Annotated in this window: 14 protein-coding genes and 3 pseudogenes; 8 read left to right on the top strand and 9 right to left on the bottom strand. The window is 34.2% G+C overall.

The window, feature by feature from the left end:
- Nucleotide 1 precedes the first annotated feature (1 nt).
- From M3L71_RS00235 to M3L71_RS00205, 7 genes and pseudogenes are all read right to left on the bottom strand, one after another.
- Nucleotides 2-1,387: an NADH-quinone oxidoreductase subunit N gene (locus M3L71_RS00235; RefSeq protein ID WP_280143657.1), complete on the bottom strand. Its 1,386-nt coding sequence runs from the start codon at nt 1,385-1,387 to the stop codon at nt 2-4.
- On the bottom strand, nt 1,384-2,826 hold the full coding sequence (locus tag M3L71_RS00230) for a complex I subunit 4 family protein (RefSeq protein WP_280143656.1): 1,443 nt from the start codon (nt 2,824-2,826) through the stop codon (nt 1,384-1,386). Before M3L71_RS00230 ends, M3L71_RS00235 begins: the two co-directional genes overlap by 4 nt.
- A 3-nt stretch (nt 2,827-2,829) precedes the next feature.
- Nucleotides 2,830-4,677: an NADH-quinone oxidoreductase subunit L gene (gene nuoL, locus M3L71_RS00225; RefSeq protein WP_280143655.1), complete on the bottom strand. Its 1,848-nt coding sequence runs from the start codon at nt 4,675-4,677 to the stop codon at nt 2,830-2,832.
- 4 nt (nt 4,678-4,681) lie between these two features.
- A complete protein-coding gene (nuoK, locus tag M3L71_RS00220) occupies nt 4,682-4,990 on the bottom strand; it encodes an NADH-quinone oxidoreductase subunit NuoK (protein WP_264330615.1) in 309 nt (102 codons plus the stop codon).
- A pseudogene (locus M3L71_RS00215) lies at nt 4,981-5,566 on the bottom strand (NADH-quinone oxidoreductase subunit J). The gene nuoK and the pseudogene M3L71_RS00215 overlap by 10 nt, the downstream one beginning before the upstream one ends.
- A 65-nt stretch (nt 5,567-5,631) precedes the next feature.
- Nucleotides 5,632-6,498 (bottom strand): hypothetical protein, encoded by an 867-nt coding sequence (locus tag M3L71_RS00210; protein WP_280143621.1) that lies wholly within the window; start codon nt 6,496-6,498, stop codon nt 5,632-5,634.
- 4 nt (nt 6,499-6,502) lie between these two features.
- Nucleotides 6,503-6,973, bottom strand: a complete 471-nt coding sequence (locus M3L71_RS00205; protein ID WP_280143654.1) for a hypothetical protein — start codon at nt 6,971-6,973, stop codon at nt 6,503-6,505.
- 170 nt (nt 6,974-7,143) lie between these two features.
- Here M3L71_RS00205 and M3L71_RS00200 point away from each other — a divergent pair, with 170 nt between their 5' ends.
- On the top strand, nt 7,144-9,057 hold the full coding sequence (locus M3L71_RS00200) for an ATP-dependent helicase (RefSeq protein WP_280143653.1): 1,914 nt from the start codon (nt 7,144-7,146) through the stop codon (nt 9,055-9,057).
- Between the two features lie 42 nt (nt 9,058-9,099).
- Here the strand turns inward: M3L71_RS00200 and M3L71_RS00195 are convergent.
- Both M3L71_RS00195 and M3L71_RS00185 read right to left on the bottom strand, forming a co-directional pair.
- Nucleotides 9,100-9,845 (bottom strand): annotated as a pseudogene (locus tag M3L71_RS00195) (alpha/beta hydrolase).
- A 1-nt stretch (nt 9,846) separates the two neighbouring features.
- Nucleotides 9,847-10,371, bottom strand: a complete 525-nt coding sequence (locus M3L71_RS00185) for a c-type cytochrome (RefSeq protein ID WP_280143650.1) — start codon at nt 10,369-10,371, stop codon at nt 9,847-9,849.
- A 292-nt stretch (nt 10,372-10,663) separates the two neighbouring features.
- On the opposite strand from M3L71_RS00185, the gene ruvA reads away from it, so the two are divergent.
- The 7 genes and pseudogenes from ruvA to M3L71_RS00150 form a co-directional block, all read left to right on the top strand.
- A complete protein-coding gene (ruvA, locus tag M3L71_RS00180; RefSeq protein ID WP_280143618.1) occupies nt 10,664-11,236 on the top strand; it encodes a Holliday junction branch migration protein RuvA in 573 nt (190 codons plus the stop codon).
- A complete protein-coding gene (ruvB, locus tag M3L71_RS00175; RefSeq protein WP_280143649.1) occupies nt 11,233-12,222 on the top strand; it encodes a Holliday junction branch migration DNA helicase RuvB in 990 nt (329 codons plus the stop codon). Before ruvA ends, ruvB begins: the two co-directional genes overlap by 4 nt.
- A 268-nt stretch (nt 12,223-12,490) precedes the next feature.
- Nucleotides 12,491-13,723 (top strand): hypothetical protein, encoded by a 1,233-nt coding sequence (locus tag M3L71_RS00170; RefSeq protein ID WP_280143648.1) that lies wholly within the window; start codon nt 12,491-12,493, stop codon nt 13,721-13,723.
- 236 nt (nt 13,724-13,959) lie between these two features.
- Nucleotides 13,960-14,229 (top strand): hypothetical protein, encoded by a 270-nt coding sequence (locus M3L71_RS00165; RefSeq protein WP_280143617.1) that lies wholly within the window; start codon nt 13,960-13,962, stop codon nt 14,227-14,229.
- Nucleotides 14,230-14,255: 26 nt separating this feature from the next.
- Nucleotides 14,256-14,882 (top strand): hypothetical protein, encoded by a 627-nt coding sequence (locus M3L71_RS00160; RefSeq protein WP_280143647.1) that lies wholly within the window; start codon nt 14,256-14,258, stop codon nt 14,880-14,882.
- Between the two features lie 138 nt (nt 14,883-15,020).
- Complete coding sequence (locus tag M3L71_RS00155; RefSeq protein ID WP_280143646.1) at nt 15,021-15,746, top strand: hypothetical protein; 726 nt, start codon at nt 15,021-15,023, stop codon at nt 15,744-15,746.
- 45 nt (nt 15,747-15,791) lie between these two features.
- Nucleotides 15,792-16,279, top strand: a pseudogene (locus M3L71_RS00150) (transposase); the annotation flags it as partial.

Genomic DNA, 16,279 nt, shown 5'->3' with positions numbered 1-16,279 from the left:
GTCAGCCCTTTAGTTTAATGAGTGAGTCAAGATCTTCTACATACAAGAAAAGAACGAGATTGATCAGTAAAACTACTGAAGTGATAATGAATAGACCCCTAGAATAAGCAACCTTATTACCACTAGCTTTATCAAAATACATAACTTTCATGATATTTAAATAATAGTAGCATGATATCACACTCGCTATTACAAGGATCAAAGACAGGCTGATAAAGCCAGAATTTATTAAACTTTTGAATATAAAAAATTTAGCGATAAAACCTGCAAGTGGAGGTATTCCCGACATCGAGAGTAATAGTATAGAAAGATGTAAAGCTAAAATTGGTTGCTTTTTTCCTATACCAGATAAATTTGCAATATCACAATCATCATCGTCAATTTGTACGAGATATGAGAATAGCCCTATGCTTGTGATGATATATATCACCAAATACATTAAGGCACTATCTGTTCCTGCTTGTGTAAAAATAGAAAGTGAAGCAAATATAAAACCAATATGACCAATTGAACTGTAAGCAAGCAGCCTTTTTAAGTTTTGCTGACGCAAGGCCCCAAAAGCTGAGATAAGCACAGACAATGCTGAAACGTATAAGAAAATAGGCTGAACATAACTTTTTACATTTACTAACTCTTCATTCATCAATCGAATTAAAAATGTTACAAGTGTAGCTTTTGGGGCCGTAGAAAAAAACGCAGTTACTATGGTAGGTGCACCTTGATAGACATCTGGAGCCCACATATGAAAAGGAGCAATAGCAAGCTTGAAACACAAACCAATAAGGATAAAAACTAACCCAAAAACCATTCCATAAGTTATCTGATGGTTTTGCAAGAATGAACGGAGCTCAGAGAAATTGACTTGTCCTGTATATCCATAAAGCAGAGACATTCCATACAGCATAATGCAGGAAGATAGTGCACTAAGTGTAAAATATTTCACTCCTGATTCACATGAATAAGCTGAATCTTTATTAAAGCTCGCAAGAACATACAAAGATATACTCATCAACTCAAAAGCTAAGTAAAAAGAAATCAGACTATTTGCTGAAACTAAAGTTATCATGCCAAACAGTGCAAAAAGAATCAGTATTGAAAATTCATATTTATAGTCATATTTTGATAAATTCAGCATCAAAAGTATTAAAATTCCTGTGCTGAGAATTAACCCTTGGGCTGACCTGATGTATAAATTGAGTTTTAACAACGAATTAAAGAGAAAAATTTCATTGTTTTCTGCCGAAAGAATTAAAATAATCAAAGTTACCACTGTGCAGCCAAGTGCTAATAAGTTGATAGTTCTGCGGTTAAATATAATCCCAAGCAGTAGCAACACTAACGAGGAGATAATAGAGAACATTTCCGGCAATATCTGTATATAATTCATAGCGCATTATATTTGACTAACAAATTTGCCATACATGGCTTCAAATAATTCAGTGCAAGGGTTGGGTAAAATCCAAGCAAAATAACAAACACTGTAAGCAGAATTAAGACAGAAAATTCTATGCTATCCAAACGGTTATTTAATAATTTAGAATAGCTAACCCCCCATATTATTTGCTTACATAAATTCAGCATATAAACTGCGCTTAAAATAGTGCCAAGTGCGATAAATCCTGTAAAAAACCCTATGCTCTTAAACATCCCAACCATAGCCAAAAACTCACCTGCGAACCCAGATGTTCCAGGTAGCCCTATTGAAGCCATTGAAAATAAAATGAACATAAAACCAAATTTTGGCATTGTGTTTACTATGCCAAAATATTTTGCAATCTCCAAAGTACCAGTTCGAGTATATATCATTCCAACACATAAAAATAAAGCAGCAGAAATAAGGCCATGACTAATCATTTGAAATATACTACCCAGTACTCCTTCCTCACAAAATGAAAAGAGGCCAGCGGTAACGATCCCCATATGTGCTATTGAAGAATAAGCTATTAACTTCTTTATATCATCTTGAGCAAACGCAACTAGCGAAGCATATATCACCGCAATAATGCTCAGTACAACAACAAAATTTGAAAAATACAAACTTGCCTGAGGAAGCATTGGAATAGAAAACCTTAAAAATCCATATCCCCCCATTTTAATAAGCAAGCCAGCTAAAATCACAGATCCAGAAGTTGGTGATTGCACATGCGCATCAGGAAGCCAAGTGTGAAATGGAAACATCGGTACTTTTATTGCAAAAGAAATAAAAAATGCAATCCACAGCAATGACTGCACTTCAAGATCAAGGCTTGGCACTAATGTAGCTAATTTTTGTATATTAAACGTTCCAAAAATGCTATAGATGTACACCAATCCAAGTAGGAATAATAATGAGCCAGTTAATGTATAAAGAAACAACTTAAACGTTGCATATACCCTATGTTTTCCTCCCCAGATGCCAATAATAAAGAACATTGGTATTAAAACAGCTTCAAAAAACACATAAAAGCTTATAGCATTCAGTGAAACGAAAAAACCGACTACAAAACTCTCAAGCAGTAGAAACAATGCCATATAGGCTTTTAGGGTCGTATAATTCATTTTGCAGTTGTAGAGTATACAAATTACAAACAAGAAAGTTGTAAGCAGAAGGAAAAGCAATGATATACCATCTATCCCTATTCCAACATTTCTAATTGGGTAGCTGACAAACTGAAAGTCCGCATCGTTATAATCAAATTCTATACAAGCTACAATGCTAAGCAAAAATGGAAGTACAGCAAAAAATAGGGCAAGAAATCTTAAGTGTATAGATTGATGATTAATCCTGATTAAGGGTAAAATCAACGCTCCTATCAGTGGAAGCAAGAATATACTAAGTAACAACACCTTCTATTTAATTCCAATAATATATAAAGCACCGATTATTAGAGTAACAAACATAATAAATGCATAATCAAATATATAACCAGTTTGCAACTTTACAGAACTTTTTGAACATTCATTAACCAACCTTACAACACCATTTGGTCCAAATGAATCAATAGCCTTAACATCAAACTTCCATAGAAGCCTAGATATAAACCTTATCGGTGCAATTATAACAAACTCATACAGCTCATCAAAGTACCATTTATTCTGCAAAAACTTAAGTAAAAATTTACTCTTAATTTGCCTAATTACTTGATATTGGTAAATTAGGTACGCAAGTGCTATTCCACTTAGGCTTGCTAAGGTTGGCAGTAGTTGTATAAAGAAATTATGAACTCCATGCTCATCAATCATCACTAAACTTGATTTCCAAAACGCATTACTAGTTATGTTCAAAATATTTGCTCCCCATATTCCAGAAAATACTGATCCAAAAGCGAGTATCAGTAATGGTATAAGCATAATCTTTGGTGCCTCATGTATATTAATTTTACTTTGTTTTTGGCTGTGGAACACAAGAAGCAATAACCTCCAAGAGTAAAACGCTGTGAAGAATGCAACAACTAAGCTTATTACAAAAGCGAAGCTATCCGTGCTATAAGCATGTTCAATTATCAAATCCTTTGAGTAAAAACCTGCAAATGGAAATATTCCAGAAAGCGCAAGAGATCCAATCGACATGAGAGTATAAGTGCAAGGGATTTTCTTCCAGCAATTTCCCATTTTCTGAATGTTTTGCTCATGATGCATTGCATGAATCACATTGCCAGCACCAAGAAATAGTAGAGCTTTAAAAAAAGCGTGTGTCATTAAATGAAAAATAGCAACATTGTAAGCAGAAAGCCCACATGCCATGAACATATAACCAAGTTGACTGCAGGTTGAATAAGCAATTATTTTTTTTATATCGTTCTGAGTAATCGCAACCGTAGCTGCAAAGAAAGCAGTAAGTGCCCCAACAATAACTATTAATTCTCGTGCCACATTTGATAGCTCAAATAATGGAGAACATTTTGCTACTAAAAATATACCTGCTGTTACCATCGTTGCTGCGTGAATGAGTGCAGAAACAGGGGTTGGCCCTTCCATTGCATCGGGCAACCAAACATGTAAACCAAGCTGTGCAGATTTACCCATACAGCCAATAAAAAGTAATATGCATATTATATGAATTATTTTAAATTCACAGCAGAATGCCCTAATGTTCTGCGTGCCAAGAAGATCAGTTGTGTCAAAAACTTCAGTAAAATTCAAAGAGTGAAATGTATAATAAATAAGAAAGATTCCAATCAATAGTGCAAAGTCTCCTACCCTATTCACAACAAATGCTTTAATTGCTGCATTATTTGCAGAATATTTTTGGAACCAAAATCCTATGAGTAAATAAGAACACAGGCCAACCCCTTCCCAGCCAAAAAAAAGCTGCACGAAATTATCGCTTACAACCAGCACAATCATGCAAAACGTAAATAGCGATAGGTAAGAAAAAAACCTCGACTTCCCTTTGTCATGCTCCATATAACCGATAGAATAGAGGTGGACTACTAGTGAAACAGTGGTAATAACAATAAGCATTAAGGATGAGAGAGCATCCACACTAATTGCCCAATTTACTTTTAATACACTTAATGAAAATAGAGGAAATAAACTCAAGTGATAATTTTCAGAGAAGGTGAGAAAAACATACCAAGATAAAACTGCAGATATTCCAATCCCCGCCGTTGTAACTAACTGACTTTTTCTAAAAAGTGCTGCAAATAGCGAACCAAAGAGTGGCAAAAATACTATTAATTTCAGTATATCCATCATACTTTCATTCTTTCATTAAGTTCGCTTGTTCAACATCTATATTGCCACGACCTCTATAATATACAACCAATATTGCAAGCCCAACTCCTGACTCTGCTGCCGCAACAGTCAACACAAACATCACAAAAATTTGCCCAACTATATCATTCATAAAGGCAGAGAAAGCGACGAGATTGATATTAATTGCCAAGAGTAATATTTCTATTGATAACAGTATATTGATTATGCTCTTACGGTTGATGAAAATACCACACACTCCAATAGTGAACAAAATAGCAGCAACTATCAAAAAATGATTTAATCCTATTTCCATTCTACTCCTTTTCCAAATTTAGCCTTAACCAATTTTACAGATGAAGATTGTGTCAATTGCTTTAATACATTCTGTTTTTAACTCCTTTTTTCTTTTCCTGCAAAGTAAGAGCAATTGCACCAACAATTGCAACAAGCAGCAGAATACCAGAAAGATGAAAAGCGTACATGTAGTCAGTGTAGAGCAAATTACCGATAGCTTTCACGTTATTGGTATTATAGTTTATAACATTGCTTATATTCGGTGCTGAGCTGCGAATTACAAAGCTGATGATTAGAAAAAACACAACACATAATATAGCACCAAGAGTGAAATGCTTTGCAAAACCCTGGTGCAATCTTATGTAGTCAATATCGAGCATCATAACTACAAAGAGGAACAACACTGCAACTGCACCGATGTATACTATCAATACCATCATAGCAATGAATTCAGCTCCAAGGAGAATAAAAAGCACTGCAGAGTTAACGAAAGTGAAAATTAAAAATAACACTGCATGCACGGGATTTTTACACTAATTACACAAACAGCAGATAAGATGCTTAGAATTGCAAAAGAATAAAAGAAAAAAGGCATTGATACTTTAACTGCAACAATAGCTACTAACTTAAAGTAATTATTGCTGTAAAGTCAATATCATATTAAATATTTGAAACTCTACCCTTACTTAACCATTGAGGGGTAAGCACTTCTCTCAAGGCGGTCAATGTATCTATTTCTGGCTTTTTTTCCTTCTTTTTACTGACTTCTTCATAAATTTTTGCAATACCAAGTATTAATGCACTAATTACAGGGACTGCTATAAAGACTCCTCCAAGAACTGGATTACCTGTAGCACATAACATCACTCCAATTGCTATAAAACCGACAACAGCAACACCTAAAGCGCTATACATACCTGCATTATCATAAGGGTTTTGCAGTTCGTGAGAGGTTGTTTGTAATTGGCCACTATTCATATCTATTTTAGTGCCAGCTGAAGGAACAGCTAATCCTTCTGTTCCTTCACGCTTTAGTGGTTTACAGCCTCCTGGTGTAGGTTGGTTGCCTTGTAAATCATTCTCAGTATCGCCTGGAAAAGATTCCTTAGACTGCAAACTTACTTCTGCAAGTGCTGTTGTTTTAAGATTTTGATCTTGTGTTATGTTGATAGGAGGGCTTAGCTCTTTATATTGCTTTAATGATGGTTCCATGAGATCTTCAATGCTACCCAATATTTGTTTAAAATTTCCATGGTTAATCTTTAGCAATTCTTTTACACAATGTATCAGCTTCCATTCATGACTAGATTTTCCTAGTTCACTAGGGTTATCCCAAATATCACCTACAATACCATTATTGACTCTAATAAGCAGACTTACATGGATATCATGATTAAAGTTATTTTTTGAATGAATAATTAAATTCCTTAATTCTTTTAGCTTGTTATCGTAAGCCTCTTCGTCATATTGTTTAGCTGTATTTTTATCTGAAGTAGCATAAAGAGATTGAGGGTTTTTTTTACGCAATCTTTTAGTTCTTGTTTTTTTTCTCGTATTTAATTTTAATGCCTTTTATAAATTCGTTGGTTTCTTCAGTCATTTTTATTTGCACCTTTTCAGAAAAATATCTGATCAATACAATATGACTTTTCATCCTATTTGACGCTCTAGATTTATCCTCATCAACATACGATTTTAACTCCTTTATAATCTCTTCAGGATTATTAAAATGCTTAGTTAGGTATTTGATAAATTTGAGGTCTGTGTCCGTATCACTTTTTAACCTCTTTTTATTTTTATCCTCTAATTCTTCGAGTTCTTTTTCTAACTCACTGATCTCTTTTTTTAACTCCTCTATAGCCTTGTGAGACTCCAGAGATATCAAGTGATCGATCCAGCCATACCAGTCATATTCAGATTTATCCTCTGATAGCTCATTGTGGTCTGCAAAACGCACTTTTCTTTGTTGCAATTGTTCTTGATCATTTGAATTAGCAAACATATTTATTGCCTATTTAATATTATTAGTATGTATTTCAATATTACCTAAAATTTTAACATTTATCAATCCAGGCACCTACTGTTTGAAATAAACTGGAAGCAAGCAACAAAAACTTTACAGAGCGCAAGTAGTAAGATTAACTTACTGCAGCTATAATTTATAGGGCTACAATGAAAGATTATCTCTCACTGTTAAATCCAGAGCAACAATTAGCTGTAAGTAACTTAAATGGGCCAATTTTGATACTGGCAGGGGCGGGAACGGGAAAAACAAGAACGATTACTTCAAGAATAGCGCACATAATTAGAAACGGTCACGCTTATTCTGATGAAATATTAGCAGTTACATTCACGAACAAAGCAGCAAATGAAATGATATCAAGAGTGCTTGAACTCACGGGCACAAACATACCATGGCTTGGCACTTTCCATGCAATTGCAGCAAAAATTCTACGTCATCATGCTGAAGTCGTGGGGCTAAATTCCAATTTTACAATTATTGGTGTGGATGACCAATTACAGGTAATAAAAAACATCATGAATGAAATCAGCCCTGATTACCTATCAGAAAAATGTAAGACCATTATGAATATCATCCAGCAGTGGAAAGAGAAGTGTTTATTGCCGTCTGAAGTGGAAGACGTTCAATCATTTAGGCCAGTTTACGTAACTGCACTTAAAGTCTATTACCAGTATCAGGAAAGGTTAAAATTCCTTAACTCTGTTGATTTTGGTGACTTATTGTTATATAACATACAACTTTTTAATCAAAAGACCGAGGTTCTGTTCTACTACCAAAACAAGTTTAAATATATTATGGTAGATGAATATCAAGATACAAATGCAATACAATATCTTTGGCTAAAATACCTTGCAAAAGAGCACTCAAATATTTGTTGTGTAGGAGATGACGATCAATCGATATACAGTTGGCGTGGTGCAGAAGTTGAAAATATTTTGAAATTTTCCGATGATTTTAAAAATGCAAAAACCGTTAAACTGGAGTGTAACTACAGGTCAACATCCCACATACTTGCAACTGCATCATATGTTATCAACCACAATAAGACTCGCTTAGAAAAAAAGTTGTGGACAACAAACATTGAAGGGGAAAAGGTAAATCTAATAAAATTATGGGACGGGAAAGCTGAAGCAAGGTTCATAAGCGAACAGATATTAAAGCTCAATAAATACAGATTTAGTGACATTGCAGTGCTCGTAAGAGCGACTTTTCAAACCAGAGTGCTCGAAGAGTATTTTATAAAATATTCAATTCCCTATAAGATTATAAGTGGCGTAAAATTCTACGAACGTCAAGAAGTAAGGGATATAATTGCATATTTGAGGCTTGTTACAAATAATAATGATGATCTCGCTTTTGAAAGGATCGTAAATCGTCCAAAAAGAAGCATAGGAACTACAACTCTAAAGAAGATATACACAACTGCTCAGGACAACAGCACTTCTTTTTTTAAAGCAGCAAAAATATTAGTTGATGGTAATCAAGTGACTGAGAGAATTAAACTCTCACTAAATGATTTTTTAAATAAAATTAAAGCTTGGGAAGAAATAGTAAGCGTAAAACCACTGCATGAATTCGTTAAAATCGTAGCAAATCAATCAGGATATATGGAAATGCTTGAGAATGAAGGAGTGACGGGTTTAGCGCGAATAGAAAATGTTAAAGAGCTCATTTCATCTTTGAAGAATTTTGACAACGCTATAACCTTCTTAGAGCACATTAGCCTGGTGATGGAAGTGGATAATATGAATAGCGATGACACTGTATATGTTATGACTCTTCATGCAGCTAAAGGACTTGAATTTCCGTGTGTGTTTTTACCTGGTTGGGAAGAAGGATTATTTCCTCATCAAAGATCTTTTGAAGATAAAAGTGGTAAAGCTTTAGAAGAAGAGAGAAGACTTGCATATGTTGGCATAACTAGAGCAAAAGAAAGGTTGATCATTTCATGTGCAGATAGGAGGGAAATTAATAATCAGTGGCAACCAATGCGCACTTCTCGATTTATTAAAGAATTGCCAAGAGAAAATGTTGAGGTGATCAAGAATAGTGCCTACTGTTGAAGCTATAACTGCAGCTCTTACGACAAACACATCTGAATTACTTCAATTATATATTTCTCCTGGCAAAAATTCTCTGATGGTCTTAAATAAAATTTTCAGTGAATGATTATCAGACATGTTGTGTTCTGCTGATTTTATTAAGTGTACTTCAACGTCTGTTGACTTAATTTTTTCAGCTAAATTCAATGAAGTTTGATAAGGAACATCTTTATCATTAATGCTATGCAATAAGCGCACAGGACAGTTTATATCTATTGCTTCTCTGTTTAAAAGAAGGTTCTTTCTACCGTCTTCGATCAGATTTTTAGTTATTTTGTATGCACAATGCTCCGAAGTAAAATCTATTACACCTTTAGAACCTAGTTCTTCTTTTTGCTTGCCTGACAATTGCTTGAATATCAAATCTTCAATAAAATCAGGAGCAGACGATATGCCGATTAATGCTGCAATTTTTTCTGGAAATTGAAGAGCAGTGAGCAGCATCAGCCATCCTCCCATACTTGAACCTATAATTATTTGTTTATTGCTAGTTAATTCACTTATCACTTTAGCACAATTTTTTGCCAATCACTTATTGTATAATCAGCAAAATCACCGCTTGAATTACCATGGCCAAAATAATCAAAGAGCACAAGTGCTATATCATTTTCTTGGCAAAATTTGTAAACGGCAGTTGCTTTAGTTCCATCCATATTGGATGCAAACCCACCAAAGAAAACTATAGAAGCTTTTTTTCCTTGTAGCTTTCGATATGCTATATTTCCATCGAGTAATTTACAATAATTCATACTACTTTGGCAAGGCAACCGGACTATCGCTCATCGAACGCAAATAGCTGACTAGATCTGCAATCTCTTGTGGATTGGAAATGCCTGCAAATGCCATACGTGTACCTTTTATGTAGGCTTTTGGATTTTTTAAAAAAGCAAATAATTCCTCATACTCCCATTTCCCACCTTTTTCAAGTAGTGCTTTTGAGTAATTGAATGAGCTGCTAAGATGGGCCTTTTTATTTCCAAACACGTTCCATAAGTTTGGCCCTACTTTATTCATTCCACCTTTCTCAAAACTATGACAAGCTATACATTTTTTTGCTGCTGACTTCCCCTTTTCAAAGCTAGCATTTTGCATGAGCTCCCCAATATCAAGTGCCACTTGTTCAATCTTTTGCTGAGGCTCATTGCTGGCTGCTACTATTGTTTGGTGTTCAATTTTATAATCCTCTGGGTTATAGAACATATCAACTACATTACTAACTATCATAATTATTAATCCAGAAAGTAAAATCGATGCTGCAATCTTATTAAGCTCCATAGTTAATTCTTATCAAGTAATGTTACTTAAATTATGCAAATATTTTCGCAAACAGCAAACAATTACCTTTATTCTACCAAAGATAGAAATTTCTATTACTTAGTTAATAGACCGCAATTCTGCTGCTGAAGTAACTCCGTGGTCCATTCACATACTGGTCCGGAATAATATATTCAAATAGATTTCCTGCAAACCTGTCTAAAATGATTGAAACTGGAACCACTTCTATAATGTTCGTTTGCTTGACCTAAGATTAAGTAGCATTTAAACTGAATTTTATAAAGTACTAGAAATGATAGGAAATCTAAGAGGAATAGTTGATGAGGTGTGTAGCGATCACATAATCCTGAATGTGAATGATGTTGGCTACATAGTATATCTTTCAGCCAAAACTTTAAGTGCTTGTTCGATTGGAAGTAGAGTAAAATTACTTATCGACACTTATGCAAATAGCAGAGAAAACGTTACTCAGCTATATGGCTTTATAAGTAAAGAAGAACAGAAGTGTCTGCGTTTATTAGTTAAAGTGAGCGGTGTCAGCTATAAAACCGCAATGTCAATTTTGAGCAAATTAACTCCAGAGCAACTGTTTTTGGCAGTTATAAATGAGAATAAACTAGCACTTAAGGTGAGTGGACTTGGCCTGAAACTCATAAATCGAATTATTACTGAGCTGAATGGCAAAGTAAGTAAATTAGAGACAAATAACAATCATTTTCACTCAATTAGTGAAGATGCTCTTTCAGCTTTGATCAATCTTGGATATGAAAGAACAAAAGCTTATGATACAATAAAAAAAATAGAAGATGAATCACCAAACTTGGACACTAAAGATATTATTCGTATGGCGCTTAAAACAATATGAAGTCAATATCATGTAGTAAGGAATACTCTGAAGATGTACGTAATTTAAATATCAGGCCTGAGCAACTTGATGATTTTGTCGGGCAAAAAGACTTAATACAAAATTTAAAAGTGTTTATAAATGCTGCAAAGACGAGAGCTGAAGCTTTGGATCACGTATTGCTCTATGGTCCTCCAGGGCTTGGTAAAACAACTTTAGCACAAATTGTCTCTAAGGAATTAAGGGTTAGCTTTCGTGCAACTTCTGGTCCATTGCTTAGTAAAGCTGGGGACTTAGCTGCAGTGCTCACTACTTTAAATGCAAAAGATGTTCTATTTATCGATGAGATCCATAGATTAAATCGTAGCATTGAGGAAGTTTTATATACTGCTATGGAAGATTTTTGCCTAGATATACTAGTAGGTGAGGGCCCATCTACCAGAACTTTAAGAATAGATTTACCACCATTTACACTGATTGGGGCAACAACACGGCTTGGACTGCTTTCTGCACCGCTGAGGGATCGTTTTGGTATTCCCCTGCATCTTGAGTTTTATTCTTTTGAGGAACTGGTTGATATTATAAAAAGAGGTGCAAGAGTTCTTTGTGCTGAAATCGAAAAGGATGCTGTGCAAGAAATTGCCTGCCGCGCCCGTGGTACTCCAAGAATTGCTTTGAGATTACTCAGAAGAATAAGAGATTTTGTTGAAGTAAAAGATGATAAAAAAATTACCTGTGAAATTGCCGGTTCTGCACTATCAAAATTGGGTATAGATAAAATGGGACTAAATAAATTAGATATGGATTATCTGAGATTTTTGTTTAACACCTCAGGACCTGTTGGAATTGACACCATATCTATTGCACTATCTGAAGATGTTGGCAATATTGAAGAAACAGTAGAACCTTATTTAATCAAGGTCAGTTTCGTAAAGCGCACACCAAGAGGACGTGTTTTAACTGATCAAGCAAGGGAATATCTCAGCATTAATTCAGTGGTATGCTAGTATTATACTATATTTTATAACATTGTATAGTATTACACTAAACATTATAATATTCTCTTATTATATGATTTGCAGGTGTTTTAGAGGCAAATAAGAAAGTCTTCTGTTATAGTGAATATGTTCTTGAAAAATTACGTAATATATGCTAGACTATATATAGTATAAATGTAAAAATATCAATAAGTTACTGATATTTTTTAAGATTAATACTTATTAAATACTTCATATTGTAGGATTGAGTTATTGTCTTTTATAGACTTAAGATAAAATGGTAAAAAGCTTTCTAAACAATTATAGAAACAGTAATTCAATTAATGGAGAAAAAGCAATGAAAAATTTTTTAATCAATAACAACGAAGAGGACGGTAGCTCAATCTTCATTAGTCGAATCAGGGAGCAAGATCTCTCTGCAGAGCAGAAGCTCAATGAATTAAAAGGATTAATGGAGGAGCTTGCTAGGAAAGCTGAGCTCAAGAGAATAGAGCTTGAGCGTCAGGCTGCGAGTTGCATTGATGAAACATTATCTCAAGTAGAGCTACAGATACAAGATAATGAGGATTACTTTACTGATAATAATCAAGGGGTATTCGCAAATTTCTTTGAATCCCTCTTTAATCTTTTTGAAGTAAATGTAGATCCGAAAGTCTACAAAATGCTCAAGGAGAAGAAAGAGAAAAATCTGCTTCTTTCGATAATTAAGTTTTTGCGTGATAAGCTTAAGGAGTTAATCAAAAAGATCTTCAAAAAAGATTTAGACTTAAGTTGGGATAAAAGGCTAGACAAAGAGATAAAAGAATTGCAGGAGAAATTACTCAGTGGTGGGTTATCTCCGGAAGAGGAAATAGCAATACTCGAACGTTTGCAAGCGTTGCAAAATTTAAAATTTAAGCTTCAAACTTTTCTCGTGGGCTCAGTCATTGCAATGTTTGCAGAAATTTTTGCAGTTGATTTAGCAGCAGTAGTAGAGCAAGATGTAACTGAGGAAAAAAGAGACAAAAAAGCAGAAAAAACAGAATCAAAAGAAGTTCGTCAACAAATAGAAACAAAAGTGAATGAAGTCGCGCCAGTTCACCTCTTTAATTTTTCATCTCAAGTTCCAATGCCAATCACTCTGAATAAGCAAGAACGTGCTATTTTACCAAAGCCTGTAGAAAAATTAGTAGACACTCTACCTAAACCTGTTATAAGTCACAAAAATAGTGAAGTACAAAAACTGGAAAAAATGAATAAAGAAAAGAAAGAAGCAAAAGAAGAGAAAAATGAAAAACCAAAATTAGCTGTCTGTCCACCTGCTCCAGAGAGAAAGGAACACAGGAGAGTTACAAGACAACGAGATCGTGATACAAAGAGAACAAAGAAAGGAAAGCTAAATAGATCTTCCTGCGAGAGAAAGCTTGGTGATCAGCAAAAGTCTAATGCTGCTGTGGAATTGCCAGGAGGATTAACTGATGATGTGAGAGTTGAAAACCATGCTTCTTCAGTCAAAGAGAGAGGTGTGTAAAGGTTCTCTCTCTTTTTGTCATTCCAGACTGGTTTTTTATCTGGATTCCAGTTTCAAGTGCTGGAATGACATGGCGGACAAGTAGCCTCTTTTGTCATTCAAGTAGCCCTCTGATGTCATCCCAGTCTGGAATCCAGGAGTATAAAAATGGTGAATAAAATTTATGTAAAAACTGCTTGTGCTAATAATTGATTCTTAATATACTGATTACATAATAATTTAATTCGGAGGCTAATATGCATGGTAATAATGATCCAAATAAAAAAGTACCTGATTCAGGTATGCATGGTAATAATGATCCAAATAAAAAAGTACCTGATTCAGGTATGCATGGTAATAATGATCCAAATAAAAAAGTACCTGATTCAGGGAGAACAAGGATTTATAAAAAAGATTTAGATCTAAGTAGGATAGATAACTTCAGCGATATGATTAAGCGTCAAGAAGAACGAATGAAGCAAAATCAATCCAGTAGTAGTAAAAGTGGTCAGGGTAGCAGTAAATAATTATATTAGTTTAAGGGGGTGGCGTTATGTCTAATAAAAGTGAAATAAATCGAGAATTAGTAAAAGCATTTAATAGTATTCTTAATTTTAATGATAAAGCTTTTACTAATTGTACTGTAGACGGTACTTTTTCTTACAAAGAAGATCATATTGTTATCTTGTTTCATGAAGATATGACTACTAATCAGGGCAAGAAGTACTTGAAAAGTGTGAAAGAAAAAGTAATAGAAAGATTTTGTCCGCATGACACTATTATTGATGATATTTTTTATAAAAAATTTTTTCCTTTTAGCTATGATCAAGGGAAATGGCCTGAAGATAATAAATTTTTGGTGCCAATTAGGAAAGAGGTGATTTCTAATCTAAAGTATTTGCTAGCTAATGAAATTGCGCGATTTGCAACCTCTAATATTATATATCAAAAAAAAGAAGACAAAAAATCGGAACTAGGTTGTGAGGATCTATCAGATGATATAGAGAAGGAGATAGAGAAGGAGATAGAAGAACATGTAGATGATAATATAATTGATGCAGTCTTTGATAAGGGATCTTATCTATATGGTGCGGAGTGTGTTGATAGAAATTTGCAACGTTCTTTTGTAGATTTGCTCTCATCGAGGATAAAGGTTATGAAAATGGTCCTAAAAAACTAAGGATTTTTAGAAGAGAAAGGAAATTATGTATATCTAAAGAAAAGCATTTTTGATAATCCTAAGCTTGTTAAAGACATAGTAAAGCATATAGTATCTCTGACATGCCGTTGTTTTGATACTCGAAATACCGAGGATGAAATGAATGACGCTCTGAAGTTAGCAGTTGTTGATTTAATTCGTAAGGCACTAACGCACCTACCAATTCATTCTATGTGGCATACTTCCCATAAAGAAAGTGAAGATGAGTATTCAATTTTGGCTCCTGCTATTGATTATGATAATTACATAGAGTTTTTAAATGAAAAAGAAGTTGATCATATTAATAATAAGGTGTTTGGTGGTACAAAAGTATTGCGTGATGTAAAAGATGATATTGCACAAAGAGGTCTGCCAACATATGGTGACGGACGAATATATGCAATAGACTTTTTTAAGCCAGACATTGCTTACTGTGTGATGGATAAGATCATGAAAACCTCTGTAATCAATAAGGATTATAAACTGTACATTCATCCTGCGCGTGTACCAGCTATGAAACCACAAACTCTTGCCCCTTCTGAAGAAAAAGTAGGGACAGATGGACCAAGTGCAGATAGTGGTTTTGGTGGTTCACCTAAGAATTCAGTTATAGGTAAATCACATAATGGAAACTCAAGCAAATTCCTTGGCCTCAATTACTATGATGAAGATGCACAAAGGATTAAAGATGATAATTCGGCTAAGGATAGTGGCATTTGCGTTTCTTCAGCACGATCTTCTTTTAATAAGCCCAAAACAACAATTAAACAGTGTTCTTTAGAACAACAGTGTGAATCAATGCCTGACCGGCATCCTGTAAAGCGTATAATGCACCCCATAAACTAGACCAAAAAATGGTTGATCCGAGTAGGAAGGTAAAGGGGTAAAAGAATGGAAACAAAAAAATATGAACCAGAGTTAAAAGCAAAGATAGCTTTGGAAGCAATAAAAAATCAAAAAAGCACAGCTGAGATATGTAGTGAATATAAAATACCATCAACAAATCTATATGATTGGCGTGATAGAGTATTGGCAAGGTTAAAAGACCTATTTGTTGAAGAAAGTGAAAGTGCGAGAAAACAAAGAATCTTAGCGCAAGAAATAGAAAGTTTACATAAAGTAATAGGAGAATTGACAGTGGAAAATAGCTATTTGAAAAAAAAATTACTGAAATAAGCAAAAAAGATAGAGTAAGGTTTATAGAAAAAGATTCTGATCTGTCAATTAGGAAACATGCTGATTTATTGGGGATTTGCAGATCTAGCCTATATTATAGGCCTATAATTAATAACGAAAGTGAAGTAGCAAATTTGATTCAAGAAGTATATTTGGCTTCTGATTGCCGTTATGGATATCGTAAAATTATAGCTCTTTTCATA

This window comes from Wolbachia endosymbiont of Frankliniella intonsa, from assembly GCF_029856955.1.
Lineage (GTDB): Bacteria > Pseudomonadota > Alphaproteobacteria > Rickettsiales > Anaplasmataceae > Wolbachia.
Note: the sequence above shows the minus strand (reverse complement) of the source record. Positions and strands in the feature narration are given on the sequence as shown.

What these genes read in the sequence shown, in the direction of transcription:
- M3L71_RS00155 (WP_280143646.1), top strand. Translation starts at nt 15,021, where the DNA reads ATGAATGACGCTCTGAAGTTAGCAGTTGTTGATTTAATTCGTAAGGCA.
- ruvB (WP_280143649.1), top strand. Translation starts at nt 11,233, where the DNA reads ATGAAGTCAATATCATGTAGTAAGGAATACTCTGAAGATGTACGTAAT.
- M3L71_RS00185 (WP_280143650.1), bottom strand. Translation starts at nt 10,371, where the DNA reads ATGGAGCTTAATAAGATTGCAGCATCGATTTTACTTTCTGGATTAATA.
- M3L71_RS00165 (WP_280143617.1), top strand. Translation starts at nt 13,960, where the DNA reads ATGCATGGTAATAATGATCCAAATAAAAAAGTACCTGATTCAGGTATG.
- ruvA (WP_280143618.1), top strand. Translation starts at nt 10,664, where the DNA reads ATGATAGGAAATCTAAGAGGAATAGTTGATGAGGTGTGTAGCGATCAC.
- nuoK (WP_264330615.1), bottom strand. Translation starts at nt 4,990, where the DNA reads ATGGAAATAGGATTAAATCATTTTTTGATAGTTGCTGCTATTTTGTTC.
- M3L71_RS00235 (WP_280143657.1), bottom strand. Translation starts at nt 1,387, where the DNA reads ATGAATTATATACAGATATTGCCGGAAATGTTCTCTATTATCTCCTCG.
- nuoL (WP_280143655.1), bottom strand. Translation starts at nt 4,677, where the DNA reads ATGATGGATATACTGAAATTAATAGTATTTTTGCCACTCTTTGGTTCG.
- M3L71_RS00205 (WP_280143654.1), bottom strand. Translation starts at nt 6,973, where the DNA reads ATGTTTGCTAATTCAAATGATCAAGAACAATTGCAACAAAGAAAAGTG.
- M3L71_RS00170 (WP_280143648.1), top strand. Translation starts at nt 12,491, where the DNA reads ATGGTAAAAAGCTTTCTAAACAATTATAGAAACAGTAATTCAATTAAT.
- M3L71_RS00160 (WP_280143647.1), top strand. Translation starts at nt 14,256, where the DNA reads ATGTCTAATAAAAGTGAAATAAATCGAGAATTAGTAAAAGCATTTAAT.
- M3L71_RS00200 (WP_280143653.1), top strand. Translation starts at nt 7,144, where the DNA reads ATGAAAGATTATCTCTCACTGTTAAATCCAGAGCAACAATTAGCTGTA.